Origin of the sequence: Aquamicrobium soli, assembly GCF_042646345.1 — a bacterium.
Lineage (GTDB): Bacteria > Pseudomonadota > Alphaproteobacteria > Rhizobiales > Rhizobiaceae > Mesorhizobium > Mesorhizobium soli_A.
Genome location: NZ_JBHRTK010000037.1, coordinates 1 through 18,509 on the forward strand (window position 1 = coordinate 1; position 18,509 = coordinate 18,509).

Below are 18,509 nucleotides of genomic sequence, written 5' to 3' on the forward strand. Positions count from 1 at the left end.
CTTCCGCACGACGGACGTGACGGGCGTGGTGACGCTGCCGGAAGGCACCGAGATGGTGATGCCTGGCGACAACATCACGGTCGACGTGGAACTGATCGTGCCGATCGCCATGGAGGAGAAGCTGCGCTTCGCCATCCGTGAAGGCGGCCGCACCGTCGGCGCCGGTATCGTCGCATCCATCAAAGAGTAACTGGCCGTTTCATCGGCAGGAACAAGGGGGCGGCCTTCGGGTCGCCCCTTTTTCATGGCTGTATGCCTGTCTTCCGAGTCACGAAAGATCGCGCCATGACGATGCTTCGCTGGGTTGAATGGACGGGGCATGGGTTGCAGCATGTCGAGCTGGGTGATGAAAACGGCCGGTTCACGGCCGATGCCATCGTGATCGCCTCCGATCCGGCCATGTTCGGTGCCACCTTTCGCATCGTGGCGGATGAGGACTGGCTGGTCAGGCGCGTCGAGGTCGCGGTGAGCGGCGGCCCTTCGGTGCTGCTGCAGAGTGACGGGCGGGGAAACTGGAATAGGGATGGCCAGCGGGTTGCGCACCTGGCGGGAGCGTTGGAGCCTGATATTTCAGCCACTCCGCTGACGAACAGCTTTCCCGTCAGGCGGCTGCGTCTGCGGAAGGGCGAGAGTGCCGAAATCCGAACCGCCTATGTCGAACTGCCCGCTCTCGATTTGTTTGCCGATGGCCAGCGCTACACCTGCCTGGAGGAGGGCCGGCGCTATCTCTACGAATCGCTGGACAGCGATTTCCGGGCCGAACTTGCATTCGATGCGAGCGGCTTCGTTATGGATTATCCCGGCCTGTTCAGGCGTCTGGCCTGACGGGCGCAATCCGGCTTTCCTGCCCGGCCTGGCATGCGCTTTCTCTCTTTACAGAACTCGTCCGACTCACTAGGAAGCGGCTGTCGCATCGGGATGCGGCCAACCTAGGGGTATAGCTCAGTTGGTAGAGCGGCGGTCTCCAAAACCGCAGGTCGCGGGTTCGAGCCCTGCTGCCCCTGCCAGTTCCCGGAAAATCCATTCTAGCCGATTGCCTTGATCGGCGTTTCGGGGATAGCGGGCGACCTCATCTCCATCTGCCTCTTTTCTGCTTTTTGCCCTGAAACCGGCCTCCCGGTTTGAAAAAGGGGCCGTGGCTTGCTATATCGGGCATGTTGAGGCATAAGGGCACCATAGCCGGGACGGAACGACTGGATGGTTCCGATGCGGCGCTTGGGCATAAAGCGGGCGCTTGCCACTTGCGTGGATTAAGAATCGGTTTTATGTAGACTAGAACAGACACGCGACGCGTGGAGCTGGGAAACTGGCTTTACGCGTCTGATTTGCATGGCAGCAGGGTGATTCCGATGGGAATCGATCCGGCGCCAGCGTTCCAGGCCGGAAGCGGGCCTTTCGCTTCGCCCGGATCAGGCAAGTCGAAAGAATTCCCGGCCTGCGGGAGCATCCAGGAGATCCGGTCAACGGATCTTGAAAACAGAGCGGCATATGGCGTCGAAAACCAATAATCCTTTTGTTTTTCTGCAGCAGGTCCGTGCGGAGACGGCCAAGGTCACCTGGCCTTCGCGGCGCGAGACGGTGATCTCGACGATCATGGTGCTGGCCTTCGCCGTTCTCACGATGGCTTTCTTCTTCAGCGCCGACATGATCATGAGCTTTGCTGTCGGAACCATTCTTGGGCTTGGGCGGTAAGTCCGGCGATTACGGAGACATCTTTGAAATGACCGCGCGCTGGTACATCGTCCACGCCTATTCGAACTTTGAAAAAAAGGTCGCCGAGGACATTCTGAAGAAGGCCGAGCAGAAGGGCCTTTCCGGGCGTATCGAGCAGGTCGTGGTGCCGACCGAGAAGGTGGTCGAGGTCCGTCGCGGCAAGAAGGTGGACGCCGAGCGCAAGTTCTTCCCCGGCTACGTACTGATGAAGGCCGAGCTGAACGATTCGGTCATCAGCCTGGTCAAGAACACGCCGCGCGTCACCGGCTTCCTGGGCGAGGACAAGCATACGTCCAAGCCGATGCACATCACCGACAAGGAAGCCGAGCGCATCCTGCACCAGGTGCAGGAGGGCGTCGAGCGGCCGAAGCCTTCGGTGACGTTCGAGGTCGGCGAGGCGATCCGCGTTTCCGACGGTCCGTTCGCTTCGTTCAACGGCTTCGTGCAGGAAGTGGATGAGGAGCGCGCGCGGCTCAAGGTGGAAGTGTCGATCTTCGGGCGCGCCGTGCCGGTCGACCTGGAATTCGGTCAGGTCGAGAAGGGCTGACCGGAAGGCCTTCGCCGCGAGGCGAGGGTGGGCAGTGCGGGAAATCGCGCGGCCCGGGTATCGGGAGGCTTTCAGGCTCCGGTGCCCGAACTAAGCGGTGGAAGGCGAATTTGGCTTTAGCCGGCCAAGTGGACCGAACCACCAGACTGCAACCGCCGGCTGTCCCGAAGGACGGTCCGGCATGAAAGAAAGCAGAAAGAGAAATGGCTAAGAAAATTGCAGGCCAGCTCAAGCTGCAGGTTCCAGCGGGTTCGGCGACGCCGTCGCCGCCGATCGGACCGGCGCTTGGTCAGCGTGGCATCAACATCATGGAATTCTGCAAGGCGTTCAACGCGCAGAGCCAGGAGATGGAGAAGGGTTCGCCCATCCCCGTCGTCATCACCTACTATCAGGACAAGTCGTTCACCTTCGCGATGAAGACGCCGCCGGTGACCTACTTCCTGAAGAAGGCCGCCAACCTGAAGTCGGGCTCGAAGGAGCCGGGCAAGACCAAGGCCGGCACCGTTTCGCGCGAAAAGGTGCGCGAGATCGCCGAGGCGAAGATGAAGGACCTCAACGCCAACGACGTGGAAATGGCCATGCGCATGATCGAAGGCTCCGCCCGGTCGATGGGCCTGGAAGTGGTGGGCTGATATCATGGCAAAGATTGCAAAGCGTATCGCCAAGTCCCGCGAGGGCATCGATCCGAACAAGGCTTATGCCCTCGACGAGGCGCTGAAGCTGCTCAAGGACCGCTCGAAGGTTAAGTTCGACGAGACCATCGAAGTCGCGATGAATCTCGGCGTCGATCCGCGCCATGCCGACCAGATGGTTCGCGGCGTGGTCAACCTGCCGAACGGCACCGGCCGCACCGTGCGTGTCGCCGTGTTCGCCCGTGGCGACAAGGCGGACGAGGCCAAGGCCGCCGGTGCCGATATCGTCGGCGCCGAGGATCTGGTCGAGACCGTGCAGAAGGGCGAGATCAACTTCGACCGCTGCATCGCCACCCCGGACATGATGCCGCTGGTCGGCCGTCTCGGTAAGGTGCTCGGCCCGCGCGGCATGATGCCGAACCCGAAGGTCGGTACCGTCACCGTCGACGTTGCCGGCGCGGTCAAGGCCTCCAAGGGCGGCGCGGTCGAGTTCCGCGTCGAAAAGGCGGGCATCGTGCACGCCGGCGTGGGCAAGGTTTCGTTCGACGTCAAGGCGCTGGAAGAAAACGTCCGCGCCTTCGCCGATGCGGTGACCAAGGCCAAGCCGACCGGCGCCAAGGGCAACTACGTCAAGAAGGTCTCGGTCTCCTCGACGATGGGCCCGGGCCTCAAGCTGGACGTCGCAAGCCTCGCCACGTCCTGAGTGGTTTATCCGGACCGGCGTCTGGCGCCGATCCGGCAAAGAATTCCGGACCCCGCCGTTTAGGGGTCCGGATGCCGGGGGCCGAAAGGCTTTCGGCATCCTGTCCGAGATTGCAGGCGGTCCAGACCATCGGGCCTTAATTCGATGCAGGGCCTGCATGAGACGGGTGAAGACCGGACAAAGGGGCTTGTCGCCCCGATGAAAGGTTCGAACCGTGATTGCCTTTTGTCTGCGCGCCGTTCTTCGGGGCGGTGTGGCGAAAGGGGACAGGATCCTCGAGCGTCGTTCGGGCGATCCGGAATTTCCGGGTGGTCCGTGCGGCAAAAGGCAACCGACGCCTGTTCTCCTATCGAGGGCAGGGGTCAACTGGAGATAGGCAGTGGACAGAGCGGAAAAACGCGAACTCGTCACGAGCCTGAACGACGCCTTCAAGGGCGCCGGATCAGTGGTCGTGGCCCACTACGCCGGTATCACCGTCGCGCAAATGAACGATCTTCGCACGAAGATGCGTCAGGCCGGCGGCACCGTCAAAGTCGCGAAGAACCGCCTCGCCAAGATCGCTCTTCAGGGCACGGAATCCGATAGCATCGGCGGCCTCTTCAAGGGCCAGACGCTGATCGCTTATTCGGAAGATCCGGTCACGGCGCCGAAGATCGCAGCCGAATTCGCCAAGGGGAATGAGAAACTCATCATTCTCGGCGGCGCAATGGGCTCGACTTCGCTCGACGCAGACGGTGTGAAGGCTCTCGCCACGCTCCCGTCGCTGGACGAGCTGCGCGCCAAGCTGGTTGGCATGATCGCCACCCCGGCAACCCGGATCGCCCAGGTCGTCAATGCACCGGCGGGTTCGCTCGCACGCGTCATCGGCGCCTATGCCCGGAAGGACGAGGCGGCATGAGGCCGTTCCTCACCATCAAAAACACACGTTCGAACCTTACGAAGGAATACAAACATGGCTGATCTTGCAAAGATCGTAGACGACCTCTCGGCGCTGACCGTTCTGGAAGCCGCTGAACTCTCGAAGCTGCTGGAAGAGAAGTGGGGCGTCTCCGCCGCCGCTCCGGTCGCCGTTGCCGCCGCTGCCGGTGGCGCTGCCCCGGCCGCCGCTGCCGAAGAGAAGACCGAATTCGACGTCGTTCTCGCCGACGCCGGCGCCCAGAAGATCAACGTCATCAAGGAAGTCCGCGCCATCACCGGTCTTGGCCTGAAGGAAGCCAAGGACCTGGTCGAAGCGGCTCCGAAGCCGGTCAAGGAAGGCGTTGCCAAGGCCGACGCCGAGAAGATCAAGGCCCAGCTCGAAGCAGCCGGCGCCAAGGTCGAACTGAAGTAATCCGTGGTTGCGGCGGGCGGCCTTGCGCCGTCCGCCCTTCCCATGGCGGGAAACCTGATGGAAACCTCTTTCCCGAAGGCCGCAGGCGGCTTTCCGGAAACGGGTTTTCTCCCGTTCTGGACGGGCCGCGGCCAGCGCCGCGGCGAGGCAGGGCAACCCGCAGCGGGGTTGCCCCGAGATGGTAGCTAAGGAGCGATGATGGCCCAGACACAGACTTTCAATGGCCGCAGACGCGTTAGGAAGTTCTTCGGGAAGATTCCGGAAGTGGCGGAGATGCCGAACCTGATCGAGGTTCAGAAGGCCTCCTACGACCAGTTCCTGATGGTGGACGAGCCGGTCGGCGGCCGCCCCGACGAGGGCCTGCAGGCCGTTTTCAAGTCGGTGTTCCCGATTTCCGATTTTTCCGGCGCTTCGATGCTCGAATTCGTCAAGTACGAATTCGAGGCGCCGAAGTTCGACGTCGACGAATGCCGCCAGCGCGACCTCACCTATGCGGCGCCGCTGAAGGTGACGCTGCGCCTGATCGTGTTCGATATCGACGAGGACACCCAGGCCAAGTCGATCAAGGATATCAAGGAGCAGGACGTCTACATGGGCGACATGCCCCTGATGACGCTCAACGGCACCTTCATCGTCAACGGCACCGAGCGCGTCATCGTTTCGCAGATGCACCGTTCGCCGGGCGTGTTCTTCGACCACGACAAGGGCAAGTCGCACTCGTCGGGCAAGCTCCTGTTTGCCGCCCGCGTCATTCCCTATCGCGGCTCGTGGCTCGACATCGAGTTCGATTCCAAGGACGTCGTGCACGCCCGCATCGACCGTCGCCGCAAGATTCCGGTGACGTCGCTGCTGATGGCGCTCGGCATGGATTCGGAAGAAATCCTGTCGACCTTCTACAACAAGATCACCTATGAGCGCGCCGACGATCATTGGCGCATCCCCTTCAACGTCGAGCGCTTCCGCGGCCTCAAGGCCGTGGGCGACCTGATCGACGCCGACACCGGCGAGATCGTGGTCGAGGCCGGCAAGAAGATCACCGCGCGCCAGGCGCGGCAGCTTGCCGAGAAGGGCCTGAAGGCGATCAAGGCGACCGACGAGGACCTGCTCGGCAATTACCTTGCCGAGGACATCGTCAATTACTCGACCGGCGAGATTTTCCTCGAGGCCGGCGACGAGATCGACGACAAGACCCTGAAGGTGCTGCTGGAGACCGGCGAAAAGGAAATCCAGATCCTCGACATCGACCACGTCAATGTCGGCGCCTATATCCGCAACACGCTGGCCGTCGACAAGAACGAGAGCCGGCAGGACGCGCTGTTCGACATCTACCGCGTCATGCGCCCCGGCGAGCCGCCGACGATGGACACCGCCGAGGCGATGTTCAACTCGCTGTTCTTCGATGCCGAGCGCTACGACCTGTCGGCCGTTGGCCGCGTCAAGATGAACATGCGCCTCGAGCTCGACTGCCCGGACACCGTGCGCGTGCTGCGCAAGGACGACATCCTGGCCGTGGTCAAGACGCTGGTCGAACTTCGCGACGGCAAGGGCGAGATCGACGACATCGACAATCTCGGCAACCGCCGCGTGCGCTCGGTCGGCGAGTTGATGGAGAACCAGTACCGCGTCGGCCTGCTGCGCATGGAGCGCGCGATCAAGGAACGCATGTCCTCGATCGAGATCGACACGGTGATGCCGCAGGACCTGATCAACGCCAAGCCGGCGGCCGCCGCCGTGCGCGAGTTCTTCGGTTCCTCGCAGCTTTCGCAGTTCATGGACCAGACCAACCCACTGTCGGAGATCACCCACAAGCGCCGCCTGTCGGCCCTTGGACCGGGCGGTCTTACCCGTGAGCGCGCCGGCTTCGAAGTCCGCGACGTGCACCCGACCCACTATGGCCGCATCTGCCCGATCGAGACGCCGGAAGGCCCGAATATCGGCCTGATCAACTCGCTGGCCACCTTCGCGCGCGTCAACAAGTACGGCTTCATCGAAAGCCCGTACCGTAAGATCGTGGACGGCAAGCTGACCAACGAGGTCGTCTACCTGTCGGCGATGGAAGAGGCCAAGCACCACGTGGCGCAGGCCAACGCCGAGCTCGACAAGGACGGGCGTTTCGTCGACGAATTCGTCATCTGCCGCAGCGCCGGCGAGGTGATGATGGCGCCGCGCGAAAACATCGACCTGATGGACGTTTCGCCCAAGCAGATGGTGTCGGTGGCTGCGGCGCTGATCCCGTTCCTGGAAAACGACGACGCCAACCGCGCCCTAATGGGCTCGAACATGCAGCGTCAGGCCGTGCCGCTGGTGCGCGCCGAGGCGCCGTTCGTCGGCACCGGCATGGAGCCGATCGTCGCCCGTGACTCCGGGGCTGCCATCGGCGCGCGCCGCGGCGGCGTGGTCGACCAGGTCGACGCGACCCGTATCGTCATCCGCGCCACGGAAGACCTCGATCCCGGCAAGTCCGGCGTCGATATCTACCGGCTGATGAAGTTCCAGCGCTCCAACCAGTCGACCTGCATCAACCAGCGTCCGCTGGTGAAAGTCGGCGACCACGTCAACAAGGGCGACATCATCGCCGACGGTCCGTCGACCGACCTCGGCGACCTGGCGCTCGGCCGCAACGTGCTCGTCGCGTTCATGCCGTGGAATGGCTACAACTACGAGGACTCCATCCTGCTCTCCGAGCGGATCGTCGCCGACGACGTCTTCACCTCGATCCATATCGAGGAGTTCGAGGTCATGGCGCGCGACACCAAGCTCGGGCCGGAGGAGATCACGCGCGACATTCCGAACGTCTCGGAAGAAGCGCTGAAGAACCTCGACGAAGCCGGCATCGTTTATATCGGCGCGGAAGTGCAGCCGGGCGACATCCTCGTCGGCAAGATCACGCCGAAGGGCGAAAGCCCGATGACGCCGGAAGAAAAGCTGCTGCGCGCCATCTTCGGCGAGAAGGCGTCGGACGTTCGCGACACCTCCATGCGCATGCCGCCGGGAACCTACGGCACCATCGTCGAGGTGCGCGTCTTCAACCGCCACGGCGTGGAGAAGGACGAGCGCGCCATGGCCATCGAGCGCGAGGAGATCGAGCGCCTGGCCAAGGACCGCGACGACGAGCAGGCGATCCTCGACCGCAACGTCTATGCGCGCCTGGCCGATACGCTGGTGGGCAAGGAGGCGATTGCCGGGCCGAAGGGCTTCAAGAAGGGCACGACGCTCGCCCGCGAGACGCTCGGCGACTATCCGCGTTCGCAGTGGTGGCAGTTTGCCGTGGAGGACGAGAAGCTCCAGGGCGAACTGGAAGCACTGCGCGGCCAGTACGACGACTCCAAGAAGGCGCTGGAACAGCGCTTCATGGACAAGGTCGAGAAGGTGCAGCGCGGCGACGAAATGCCTCCGGGCGTGATGAAGATGGTCAAGGTCTTCGTCGCGGTGAAGCGCAAGATGCAGCCCGGTGACAAGATGGCCGGCCGCCACGGCAACAAGGGCGTGGTTTCGCGCATCCTGCCGGTGGAGGACATGCCGTTCCTCGAGGACGGCACCCACGCCGACATCGTGCTCAACCCGCTCGGCGTGCCGAGCCGCATGAACGTCGGCCAGATCCTGGAGACGCATCTGGGCTGGGCCTGCTCGGGCATGGGCAAGAAGGTCGGCGAGCTGATCGACGCCTACAAGGCGGGCGGCGACATCAAGCCGCTGCGCGAGACGATCGAAAGCTTCATGCCGGACAACGACCGCAACGAGCCGATCCGCGACTATGACGACGATTCCGTCCTTCGCCTCGGCGAGCAGATGCGGCGCGGCGTCTCCATCGCGACCCCGGTGTTCGACGGTGCGCGCGAGGCCGACATCAACAAGATGCTGGAACAGGCGGGGCTCAACCCGTCCGGCCAGTCGCAGCTCTATGACGGCCGCACCGGCGAGCCGTTCGACCGCAAGGTGACGATGGGCTACATCTACATGCTCAAGCTTCACCACCTGGTGGACGACAAGATCCACGCGCGTTCGATCGGTCCGTACTCGCTCGTCACCCAGCAGCCGCTGGGCGGCAAGGCGCAGTTCGGTGGCCAGCGCTTCGGCGAAATGGAGGTGTGGGCGCTCGAGGCTTATGGCGCGGCCTACACGCTGCAGGAGATGCTGACGGTGAAGTCGGACGACGTCGCCGGCCGTACCAAGGTCTACGAGGCGATCGTGCGTGGCGACGACACCTTCGAGGCAGGCATTCCCGAGAGCTTCAACGTTCTCGTCAAGGAAATGCGTTCGCTGGGTCTCAACGTCGAGCTGGAAAACACCCGGCACGACGACATCGCCCCGACGCAACTGCCCGACGCCGCCGAATGACGGCGCCATGGCGCGGCCGCACCTAGCGGCCGCGCGGGCACGGTCTTCGATCGTGCCACGACGAACTCTGCCGGCCTCGGCCGGTTCTCGCGGGCCATGTCCCGCTCAAATGGAATGGGGGTTTCGAGGACCCCGTAAAGGAGAATGGCATGAACCAAGAGGTCATGAATCTCTTCAACGCGCAGGTGCCGGCCCAGGTGTTCGATTCCATCCGGATTTCGCTGGCCAGCCCTGAAAAGATCCTGTCCTGGTCGTTCGGCGAGATCAAGAAGCCGGAGACGATCAACTACCGCACGTTCAAGCCGGAGCGTGACGGCCTGTTCTGCGCGCGCATCTTCGGGCCGATCAAGGACTACGAGTGCCTGTGCGGCAAGTACAAGCGCATGAAGTACAAGGGCGTCATCTGCGAGAAGTGCGGCGTCGAAGTCACGCTGTCGCGCGTTCGCCGCGAGCGCATGGGCCACATCGAACTGGCGGCCCCGGTCGCCCATATCTGGTTCCTGAAGTCGCTGCCCTCGCGCATCGGCACGCTGCTCGACATGACGCTCAAGGACATCGAGCGCGTTCTCTATTTCGAGAACTACATCGTGACCGAGCCGGGCCTGACCGCGCTCAAGGAAAACCAGCTTCTCTCCGAAGAAGAGTACATGCTGGCCGTCGACGAGTACGGCGAGGACAGCTTCACCGCCATGATCGGCGCTGAGGCCATCCATGACCTCCTGGCCGGCATGGACCTGGAGAAGATCGCGGGCGACCTGCGCACGGAACTCGCTTCGACCACGTCCGAGCTGAAGCAGAAGAAGTTCCTCAAGCGCCTCAAGGTGGTCGAGAACTTCATGGAATCCGGCAACCGCCCGGAATGGATGATCATGAAGGTCGTCCCGGTCATTCCGCCGGACCTGCGTCCGCTGGTGCCGCTGGACGGCGGCCGCTTCGCTACGTCGGACCTGAACGACCTCTATCGCCGCGTCATCAACCGCAACAACCGCCTGAAGCGCCTGATCGAGCTTCGCGCGCCCGGCATCATCGTGCGCAACGAAAAGCGCATGCTGCAGGAAGCCGTCGACGCGCTGTTCGACAACGGCCGCCGCGGCCGCGTCATCACCGGCGCCAACAAGCGTCCGCTGAAGTCGCTCTCGGACATGCTCAAGGGCAAGCAGGGCCGCTTCCGCCAGAACCTGCTCGGCAAGCGCGTCGACTATTCCGGCCGCTCGGTCATCGTGACCGGTCCGGAGCTCAAGCTGCACCAGTGCGGCCTGCCGAAGAAGATGGCGCTCGAACTGTTCAAGCCGTTCATCTATGCGCGGCTCGACGCCAAGGGCTATTCGTCCACCGTCAAGCAGGCGAAGAAGCTGGTCGAGAAGGAGCGCCCGGAGGTCTGGGATATCCTCGACGAGGTGATCCGCGAGCATCCGGTGCTGCTCAACCGCGCGCCGACGCTGCACCGCCTGGGTATCCAGGCGTTCGAGCCGACCCTGATCGAGGGCAAGGCGATCCAGCTTCACCCGCTGGTCTGCACCGCCTTCAACGCCGACTTCGACGGCGACCAGATGGCGGTCCACGTGCCGCTGTCGCTCGAAGCGCAGCTTGAAGCCCGCGTGCTGATGATGTCGACCAACAACATCCTGCACCCGGCTTCCGGCGCGCCGATCATCGTGCCGTCGCAGGACATGGTTCTCGGGCTCTACTACCTGTCGATCATGAACCAGAACGAGCCGGGCGAGGGCATGGCGTTCGCCGACATGGGCGAGCTCCAGCACGCGCTGGAAACCAAGGCCGTGACGCTGCACGCCAAGATCAAGGGCCGCTACAAGGGCGTCGACGCCGACGGCAACGTCGTGTCGAAAATCTACGAGACCACGCCCGGCCGCATGATCATCGGCGAGCTTCTGCCGAAGAGTGTCGACGTGCCGTTCGACATCGCCAACCAGGAGATGACCAAGAAGAACATCTCCAAGATGATCGACACCGTCTACCGCCACTGCGGCCAGAAGGAGACGGTCATTTTCTGCGACCGCATCATGGCGCTGGGCTTCGCTCATGCCTGCCGGGCCGGCATCTCGTTCGGCAAGGACGACATGGTGATCCCGGATTCCAAGTACGACGAGGTCTCCAAGACCGAGGCGCTCGCCAAGGAATACGAGCAGCAGTACAATGACGGCCTGATCACCCAGGGCGAGAAGTACAACAAGGTGGTCGACGCCTGGGCCAAGTGCTCGGAGCGCGTCGCCGACCAGATGATGGCCCGCATCAAGGCCGTGGAGTTCGAGGACAACGGCCGCCAGAAGCCGATGAACTCGATCTACATGATGTCGCACTCCGGTGCGCGTGGCTCGCCCACGCAGATGCGCCAGCTCGCCGGCATGCGCGGCCTGATGGCCAAGCCCTCGGGCGAAATCATCGAGACGCCGATCATCTCGAACTTCAAGGAAGGCCTTACCGTGCTCGAGTATTTCAACTCGACCCACGGCGCCCGCAAGGGCCTGGCCGACACAGCGCTGAAGACGGCGAACTCGGGCTACCTGACCCGCCGCCTGGTCGACGTGGCGCAGGACTGCATCGTCAACTCGGTCGATTGCGGCACCACGCGCGGCCTGACCATGCAGCCGATCGTCGACGCCGGCCAGGTGGTCGCGTCGCTCGGCCAGCGGGTGCTCGGCCGTACCGCGCTGGACGATGTCCTGCACCCGGTTTCGGGCGAGGTCCTCGTCAAGGCGGGAACGCTGATGGACGAGCAGGACGTGGAGCGGGTCGAGAAGGCGGGCGTGCAGTCGCTGCGCATCCGCTCGGCGCTGACCTGCGACATCCGCACCGGCGTCTGCGCGGTCTGCTACGGACGCGACCTTGCTCGCGGTACCCCGGTCAACCAGGGCGAAGCCGTCGGCGTCATCGCGGCGCAGTCGATCGGCGAGCCGGGTACCCAGCTCACCATGCGTACCTTCCACATGGGCGGCACCGCGCAGGTGGTCGACAGCTCGTTCCTGGAAGCCTCGTATGAAGGCACCGTCCAGATCCGCAACCGCAACGTGGTGCGCAACTCCGATGGCCACCTCGTGGTCATGGGCCGCAACATGGCGGTCCTGATCCTCGACGAAGCCGGCAAGGAGCGCGCCTCGCACCGCCTGACCTACGGTTCACGCATCTATGTGGACGACGGCGACAAGGTGAAGCGCGGCCAGCGCCTCGCCGAGTGGGACCCCTATACCCGCCCGATCCTCACCGAGCTCGAGGGCAGGGTGGAGTTCGAGGACCTGGTCGACGGCATTTCCGTTCAGGAAACGGCGGACGAGTCCACCGGCATCACCAAGCGCGAGGTCATCGACTGGCGCTCGACGCCGCGTGGCACGGACCTGAAGCCGGCGATCGTCATCCATGATGCCAAGGGCAAGGTGGCCAAGCTGGCGAAGGGCGGCGATGCCCGCTTCCAGCTCTCGGTCGAGGCGATCCTCTCGGTCGAGCCCGGCGCCTCGGTTCGTCCGGGCGACGTGCTGGCCCGTATCCCGATGGAAAGCGCCAAGACCAAGGACATCACCGGCGGTCTGCCGCGCGTGGCCGAACTGTTCGAGGCTCGTCGTCCGAAGGATCACGCCATCATCGCCGAGATCGATGGTACGGTTCGGTTCGGCCGCGACTACAAGAACAAGCGCCGCATCGTGATCGAGCCGCACGACTCGACGCTGGAGCCGGTCGAGTACCTGATCCCGAAGGGCAAGCCGTTCCATCTCCAGGACGGCGACGTCATCGAGAAGGGCGACTACATCCTCGACGGCAACCCGGCGCCGCACGACATCCTGGCGATCAAGGGCGTGGAGGCTCTGGCTTCCTACCTCGTGAACGAGATCCAGGAAGTCTACCGGTTGCAGGGCGTGTCGATCAACGACAAGCACATCGAGGTGATCGTGCGCCAGATGCTGCAGAAGGTGGAAATCACCGCGCAGGGCGACTCGACCTACATCCCGGGCGACCATGTCGACGTGATCGAACTGGACGAGATCAACGAGCGCCTGGTCGAGGAAGGCAAGAAGCCGGCCGAAGGCCAGCCGGTGCTGCTCGGCATCACCAAGGCTTCGCTGCAGACGCCGTCCTTCATCTCCGCCGCCTCCTTCCAGGAGACGACGAGGGTGCTGACGGAAGCGGCGGTTGCCGGCAAGACCGATATGCTGCAGGGCCTGAAGGAAAACGTCATCGTCGGCCGCCTGATCCCGGCCGGCACCGGCGGCCAGATGAGCCAGATTCGCCGCATCGCCACCTCACGCGACGAACTGATCATCGACGAGCGCCGCAAGGCCGCCGGCGCGGAGATCGCCGAGCCGATGCTGACGGACATGACGACGGCCGCCGAATAAGCGGTTCGTCCATAGGAAAGCAGAAAGCCGCCGGGGCGACCCGGCGGCTTTTTTCGTTTCCGGCCGTGATGCCCGGCCTATGGCCGGTCAGTCGTAAAAGGCGGCCACAGTGCTCCGCTTGCCGAGCATGAATGCGTCGGCGACATGGCGCAGCGGTGCGAGGTCGACGTCGGACTTGCCGGTCCGGACGAGTTCGGCGAAGCGGCGGTAAAGCATCGGATATTCCGCTTCCGGTTCTTCATGGACGGTTCGGCCATCGATGGCGAGCCTGGCGCCGCCGCCCGACAGAACCATCGAGCCTGCGTCCGTGTCGGCGAGGACGTCCCAGCTTTGCGGGCCGGTTTGCAGCCAGTCGAGTTCCATGCCGATCGGCGTTCCGTCGGCGGTGCGGAACCGGATATGGGCGGCGACCGGCGCATCGCGGTTGGCCGGGAAATCGAGCGTGGCCTGCGTGATGAACATCTCGGGCAGGATGTGGGTTGCGATCGACAGCGCGTTGATGCCGGGGTCGAAGACGCCGAGCCCGCCCGGCTGCCAGATCCATTCCTGGTTCGGGTGCCAGCGGCGCACGTCTTCCTTCCAGTTGATGGCGGCGGAGCGGATGCGGGTGCCGGCAAGGAAGGTGCGCGCCGCTTCCACCGCCGGCGCGTAGCGGGAATGCCAGCTCGCGAACAGGCTGACGCCCTTGCGCGTTGCCAGCGCCTTTAGGTGCTCGACCTCGCTGACCGTGGCGCCGGGCGGCTTTTCGAGGAAGACGTGCTTGTTCGCCGCAATCGCGGCCCGGGCGGCCTCGTAACGGACCTGCGGCGGCATGCACAGCGATACGGCCTCGATCTCCGGCATCGCCGCCAGCATCTCTTCGATGGTCCCGAAATTGGGGACGCCGTCGACGCGGCCGCTGTGGCTGGCCGCCGCGACCAGCCGATAGGCCGGGTTGGCGGCGAGGGCAGGGAGATGCTGATCGCGGGCGATCTTGCCCACGCCGACGATGGCGATGCGGATCGGTCGCCCTGCCGTTTCCGGTCTCGTGTCAGCCATGTTGCGATTCTCTCCCCCCTCAAATCGACTCGTCGAAGAAGACGATCGACACTTCCCCTTCGAGAGCGCCTTGCCAGGCCGACAGGTAAGGCTCCTCGTCGGGCTCGCCTTCCATGTCGCCGATCTGATCCAGTTCCGCCTCGGCATAGCCTTGCGCCGCCAGTGATTCCAAGGCACGGCGCACGGCCGAATCGTCGTCCGACGCCACCAGCATGACGTGGACGCCCCTCGCTTTTCCTTCCTTTTCCCGGCGCACGCGGCCGGTGATCAGGGTAACGGAGGGAGCCGGTTCGTTGTCGTTGACGGGTGTGGTCACGAGATTCGCCTGTCTGGTTGCGATAAGCGGGGTTGTCGCACGAAGCGAGGAGCAGAAGACAGGGCAAATGCGTTCACAATCTTTCCTGCGCCGTAAAATCGGCGAAAGAAAATTAGCGTCGGGCGCCGCAGGCCAGGCGGAGCGCAATATTTAACACGTCGGGCTTGACGCTTGGCGGTGTTGTGAGTAAAAGCCCGCCAGTCAGAACCGATGTGAGGCTGGCTCGTCCGAGGCGACACGCCTTGGAGTTTGCCTCAAACAGGGTTCATTTTACGAGCGAAAAGACATTTCCGGCTTGCATGAAGCGCCTGGCGCTTCCTCTGCCAATTGTTCGGGCAAGACCATGATCCATGGTTTGTGGCCCGAATTCGCGTATGGAAGTGCCCTTTGCCGCCACCCTGACCGGGTTCGAGACACGGAATTGAGAGACAAGAGGATTTAATGCCTACCGTCAACCAGCTGATCCGCAAGCCGCGCCAGGCGCCGGCCGTGCGCAACAAGGTCCCGGCCATGCAGCAGAACCCGCAGAAGCGGGGCGTTTGCACGCGCGTTTACACCACGACGCCGAAGAAGCCGAACTCCGCTCTGCGCAAGGTCGCCAAGATTCGCCTGACCAATGGCTTCGAGGTGATCGGCTACATTCCTGGCGAGGGTCACAACCTCCAGGAGCACTCGGTGGTCATGATCCGCGGCGGCCGCGTCAAGGACCTTCCGGGCGTTCGCTATCACATCATCCGCGGCGTGCTCGACACCCAGGGCGTGAAGAACCGCAAGCAGCGTCGTTCCAAATACGGCGCCAAGCGTCCTAAGTAAGGCTGAGAAACCATGTCCCGTCGTCACAGTGCAGAAAAGCGTGAGATCAATCCGGATCCCAAGTTCGGCGATCTGGTGATCACCAAGTTCATGAACGCCGTCATGTATGACGGCAAGAAGTCGGTTGCCGAGACCATCGTCTACGGCGCCCTCGACCAGGTCGAAGGCAAGACCAAGCAGGAGCCGGTCGCCGTCTTCCATCAGGCGCTCGACAACGTCGCCCCGCACGTCGAAGTGCGTTCGCGTCGCGTTGGCGGCGCCACCTATCAGGTTCCGGTCGATGTGCGCCCCGAGCGTCGCCAGGCCCTGGCGATCCGCTGGCTGATTTCGGCTGCGCGCAACCGCAACGAGACCACCATGATCGAGCGCCTTTCCGGCGAGCTGATGGACGCGGCCAACAACCGCGGCACTGCCGTCAAGAAGCGTGAAGACACCCACAAGATGGCTGAAGCCAACCGCGCCTTCGCGCACTATCGCTGGTAAAGCGCGAACAAAGACGAAAGAGGCACTACCATGGCCCGCCAAACCCCCCTCCACGAATACCGCAACTTCGGCATCATGGCGCATATCGACGCCGGCAAGACGACGACGACCGAGCGGATTCTCTATTACACGGGCAAGAACCACAAGATGGGCGAGACGCATGACGGCGCCTCGACCATGGACTGGATGGAGCAGGAGCAGGAACGCGGCATCACCATCACGTCCGCCGCGACCACGACCTCCTGGAAGGGCCGTAACGGCAAGCAGTACCGTTTCAACATCATCGACACGCCCGGACACGTCGACTTCACCATCGAGGTCGAGCGTTCGCTGCGCGTTCTCGACGGCGCCATCGCGCTGCTCGATTCCAACGCCGGTGTCGAGCCGCAGACCGAGACGGTCTGGCGCCAGGCCGAGAAGTATCATGTGCCGCGCATGATCTTCTGCAACAAGATGGACAAGATCGGCGCGGACTTCTACCGCTGCCTGGACATGATCAAGTCCCGCCTCGGGGCGATCCCGGTTGCGCTGCAGCTGCCGATCGGCGCCGAGAACGAGTTCAAGGGCGTCGTCGACCTGATCGAGATGAAGGCCTTGGTCTGGCACGAGGAGCACCTCGGCGCCGATTGGGACGTGCTCGAGATCCCGGCCGACCTGAAGGCGAAGGCCGAAGAATACCGCGAGAAGATGATCGAGGCCGCCGTCGAGATGGACGAGCAGGCGCTCGAGAACTATCTCGAAGGCAACATGCCGAGCAACGACGAGATCCGCGAACTGATCCGCAAGGGCACGATCGCGGTCAAGTTCCACCCGGTCCTGTGCGGCACCGCCTTCAAGAACAAGGGCGTGCAGCCGCTTCTCGACGCCGTCATCGATTTCCTGCCGGCTCCGGACGAAGTTCCGGACATCAAGGGCGTCGATCCCAAGACGGAAGCCGAAATCGTCCGCAAGTCGTCGGATGACGAGCCGCTGGCCATGCTGGCGTTCAAGATCATGAACGACCCCTTCGTCGGTTCGCTCACCTTCGCCCGTATCTACTCGGGCGTGCTCAAGAAGGGCGTGTCGCTCGACAACACCGTCAAGGGCAAGAAGGAGCGCATCGGCCGCATGCTGCAGATGCACTCGAACTCCCGCGAGGATATCGAAGAGGCTTACGCCGGTGACATCGTCGCGCTGGCCGGCCTCAAGGACACCACCACGGGCGACACGCTGTGCGACCCGCTGAAGCCGGTCATCCTCGAGCGCATGGAATTCCCCGACCCGGTCATCCAGATCGCGATCGAGCCGAAGACCAAGAACGACCAGGAGAAGATGGGCCTCGCGCTCAATCGCCTGGCGGCCGAGGATCCGTCCTTCCGCGTCAAGACCGACGAGGAAAGCGGCCAGACCATCATCGCCGGCATGGGCGAACTCCACCTCGACATCCTGGTGGATCGCATGCGTCGCGAGTTCAAGGTCGAGGCCAACATCGGCGCTCCGCAGGTTGCGTATCGCGAGACGATCACGCGGACCCACGAGCAGGACTACACGCACAAGAAGCAGACCGGCGGCACGGGCCAGTTCGCCCGCGTCAAGATCGTGTTCGAGCCGGAGCCGGAAAGCGCCGAGTTCCAGTTCGAGTCCAAGATCGTCGGCGGCGCGGTGCCGAAGGAATACATCCCCGGCGTCCAGAAGGGCATCGAGAGTGTCATGACCTCCGGTCCGTTCGCGGGCTTCCCGATGATCGGCGTCAAGGCGACGCTCATCGACGGCGCCTTCCACGACGTCGACTCCTCGGTTCTTGCCTTCGAAATCGCCGGCCGCGCTTGCTTCCGTGAAGCTGCGCCGAAGCTTGGCGTGCAGCTGCTCGAGCCGATCATGAAGGTCGAGGTGGTGACGCCGGAAGATTACGTCGGCAACGTCATCGGTGACCTGAACGGCCGTCGCGGCCAGATCCAGGGACAGGAAGCGCGCGGCGTGGCCGTCGTCATCAACGCGATGGTGCCGCTCGCCAACATGTTCAAGTACGTGGACAACCTGCGTTCGATGTCCCAGGGCCGCGCCCAGTACACGATGCAGTTCGATCATTACGAGCCGGTGCCGACCGCGGTCGCCGCCGAAGTGCAGAAGAAATACGCCTGAGTTCCGCACGTCGGACCGGCATTTTAGTCAATCGCCTTCAACGGCCGCTAGGAATGGAGACCTCACATGGCAAAGAGCAAATTCGAGCGTAACAAGCCGCATGTGAACATCGGCACGATTGGTCACGTT

The 18,509-nt window shown here is 63.5% G+C and carries 15 protein-coding genes, 1 tRNA gene and 1 pseudogene; 15 read left to right on the forward strand and 2 right to left on the reverse strand.

Going from position 1 to position 18,509, the window contains the following annotated elements:
- From ACFOHJ_RS24715 to rpoC, 11 genes are all read left to right on the forward strand, one after another.
- On the forward strand, positions 1 to 190 hold a 190-nt coding region (locus ACFOHJ_RS24715), incomplete at its 5' end, for an EF-Tu C-terminal domain-related protein (protein ID WP_449224167.1).
- A 95-nt stretch (positions 191 to 285) separates the two neighbouring features.
- On the forward strand, positions 286 to 825 hold the full coding sequence (locus ACFOHJ_RS24720; protein WP_378225801.1) for a putative glycolipid-binding domain-containing protein: 540 nt from the start codon (positions 286 to 288) through the stop codon (positions 823 to 825).
- Between the two features lie 106 nt (positions 826 to 931).
- A tRNA-Trp gene (locus ACFOHJ_RS24725) sits at positions 932 to 1,007 on the forward strand.
- 481 nt (positions 1,008 to 1,488) lie between these two features.
- Positions 1,489 to 1,692 (forward strand): preprotein translocase subunit SecE, encoded by a 204-nt coding sequence (gene secE, locus ACFOHJ_RS24730; RefSeq protein WP_378225802.1) that lies wholly within the window; start codon positions 1,489 to 1,491, stop codon positions 1,690 to 1,692.
- 28 nt (positions 1,693 to 1,720) lie between these two features.
- Complete coding sequence (nusG, locus tag ACFOHJ_RS24735; protein WP_378225804.1) at positions 1,721 to 2,260, forward strand: transcription termination/antitermination protein NusG; 540 nt, start codon at positions 1,721 to 1,723, stop codon at positions 2,258 to 2,260.
- A 203-nt stretch (positions 2,261 to 2,463) separates the two neighbouring features.
- Entirely contained in the window at positions 2,464 to 2,892 is a 429-nt protein-coding gene (rplK, locus tag ACFOHJ_RS24740) for a 50S ribosomal protein L11 (protein WP_378225806.1), read from the forward strand.
- A gap of 4 nt (positions 2,893 to 2,896) precedes the next feature.
- Positions 2,897 to 3,595, forward strand: coding sequence for a 50S ribosomal protein L1 (rplA, locus tag ACFOHJ_RS24745; protein WP_378225807.1), 699 nt, complete (start codon positions 2,897 to 2,899; stop codon positions 3,593 to 3,595).
- A gap of 379 nt (positions 3,596 to 3,974) precedes the next feature.
- Positions 3,975 to 4,493, forward strand: a complete 519-nt coding sequence (rplJ, locus tag ACFOHJ_RS24750; protein ID WP_378225809.1) for a 50S ribosomal protein L10 — start codon at positions 3,975 to 3,977, stop codon at positions 4,491 to 4,493.
- A gap of 54 nt (positions 4,494 to 4,547) precedes the next feature.
- Positions 4,548 to 4,925 carry a 50S ribosomal protein L7/L12 gene (gene rplL, locus ACFOHJ_RS24755; RefSeq protein WP_378225811.1) on the forward strand — a complete coding sequence of 126 codons (378 nt, stop codon included), beginning with the start codon at positions 4,548 to 4,550 and terminating at the stop codon, positions 4,923 to 4,925.
- Positions 4,926 to 5,123: 198 nt separating this feature from the next.
- Positions 5,124 to 9,263 (forward strand): DNA-directed RNA polymerase subunit beta, encoded by a 4,140-nt coding sequence (rpoB, locus tag ACFOHJ_RS24760; RefSeq protein ID WP_378225813.1) that lies wholly within the window; start codon positions 5,124 to 5,126, stop codon positions 9,261 to 9,263.
- A 149-nt stretch (positions 9,264 to 9,412) separates the two neighbouring features.
- Positions 9,413 to 13,609, forward strand: coding sequence for a DNA-directed RNA polymerase subunit beta' (rpoC, locus tag ACFOHJ_RS24765; protein WP_378225815.1), 4,197 nt, complete (start codon positions 9,413 to 9,415; stop codon positions 13,607 to 13,609).
- Between the two features lie 87 nt (positions 13,610 to 13,696).
- Here rpoC and ACFOHJ_RS24770 read toward each other — a convergent pair whose 3' ends face one another.
- Both ACFOHJ_RS24770 and ACFOHJ_RS24775 read right to left on the reverse strand, forming a co-directional pair.
- Entirely contained in the window at positions 13,697 to 14,647 is a 951-nt protein-coding gene (locus tag ACFOHJ_RS24770) for a Gfo/Idh/MocA family protein (RefSeq protein ID WP_378225817.1), read from the reverse strand.
- A 19-nt stretch (positions 14,648 to 14,666) separates the two neighbouring features.
- On the reverse strand, positions 14,667 to 14,963 hold the full coding sequence (locus tag ACFOHJ_RS24775; protein WP_378225819.1) for a transcriptional regulator: 297 nt from the start codon (positions 14,961 to 14,963) through the stop codon (positions 14,667 to 14,669).
- A gap of 441 nt (positions 14,964 to 15,404) precedes the next feature.
- Between ACFOHJ_RS24775 and rpsL the strand changes: the two genes are divergently transcribed.
- The 4 genes and pseudogenes from rpsL to ACFOHJ_RS24795 all read left to right on the forward strand — a co-directional run.
- Positions 15,405 to 15,776: a 30S ribosomal protein S12 gene (gene rpsL / locus ACFOHJ_RS24780; RefSeq protein ID WP_378225821.1), complete on the forward strand. Its 372-nt coding sequence runs from the start codon at positions 15,405 to 15,407 to the stop codon at positions 15,774 to 15,776.
- 12 nt (positions 15,777 to 15,788) lie between these two features.
- Positions 15,789 to 16,259, forward strand: coding sequence for a 30S ribosomal protein S7 (gene rpsG / locus ACFOHJ_RS24785; protein WP_378225823.1), 471 nt, complete (start codon positions 15,789 to 15,791; stop codon positions 16,257 to 16,259).
- A gap of 30 nt (positions 16,260 to 16,289) precedes the next feature.
- Positions 16,290 to 18,380, forward strand: a complete 2,091-nt coding sequence (gene fusA / locus ACFOHJ_RS24790) for an elongation factor G (RefSeq protein WP_378225825.1) — start codon at positions 16,290 to 16,292, stop codon at positions 18,378 to 18,380.
- Positions 18,381 to 18,446: 66 nt separating this feature from the next.
- A pseudogene (locus ACFOHJ_RS24795) lies at positions 18,447 to 18,509 on the forward strand (GTP-binding protein); the annotation flags it as partial.

Coding starts and splice junctions, on each gene's coding strand:
- ACFOHJ_RS24720 (WP_378225801.1), top strand. CDS start 286: ATGACGATGCTTCGCTGGGTTGAATGGACGGGGCATGGGTTGCAGCAT.
- nusG (WP_378225804.1), top strand. CDS start 1,721: ATGACCGCGCGCTGGTACATCGTCCACGCCTATTCGAACTTTGAAAAA.
- rplA (WP_378225807.1), top strand. CDS start 2,897: ATGGCAAAGATTGCAAAGCGTATCGCCAAGTCCCGCGAGGGCATCGAT.
- fusA (WP_378225825.1), top strand. CDS start 16,290: ATGGCCCGCCAAACCCCCCTCCACGAATACCGCAACTTCGGCATCATG.
- secE (WP_378225802.1), top strand. CDS start 1,489: ATGGCGTCGAAAACCAATAATCCTTTTGTTTTTCTGCAGCAGGTCCGT.
- ACFOHJ_RS24770 (WP_378225817.1), bottom strand. CDS start 14,647: ATGGCTGACACGAGACCGGAAACGGCAGGGCGACCGATCCGCATCGCC.
- rpoB (WP_378225813.1), top strand. CDS start 5,124: ATGGCCCAGACACAGACTTTCAATGGCCGCAGACGCGTTAGGAAGTTC.
- rplL (WP_378225811.1), top strand. CDS start 4,548: ATGGCTGATCTTGCAAAGATCGTAGACGACCTCTCGGCGCTGACCGTT.
- rpsG (WP_378225823.1), top strand. CDS start 15,789: ATGTCCCGTCGTCACAGTGCAGAAAAGCGTGAGATCAATCCGGATCCC.
- rpsL (WP_378225821.1), top strand. CDS start 15,405: ATGCCTACCGTCAACCAGCTGATCCGCAAGCCGCGCCAGGCGCCGGCC.
- rpoC (WP_378225815.1), top strand. CDS start 9,413: ATGAACCAAGAGGTCATGAATCTCTTCAACGCGCAGGTGCCGGCCCAG.
- rplK (WP_378225806.1), top strand. CDS start 2,464: ATGGCTAAGAAAATTGCAGGCCAGCTCAAGCTGCAGGTTCCAGCGGGT.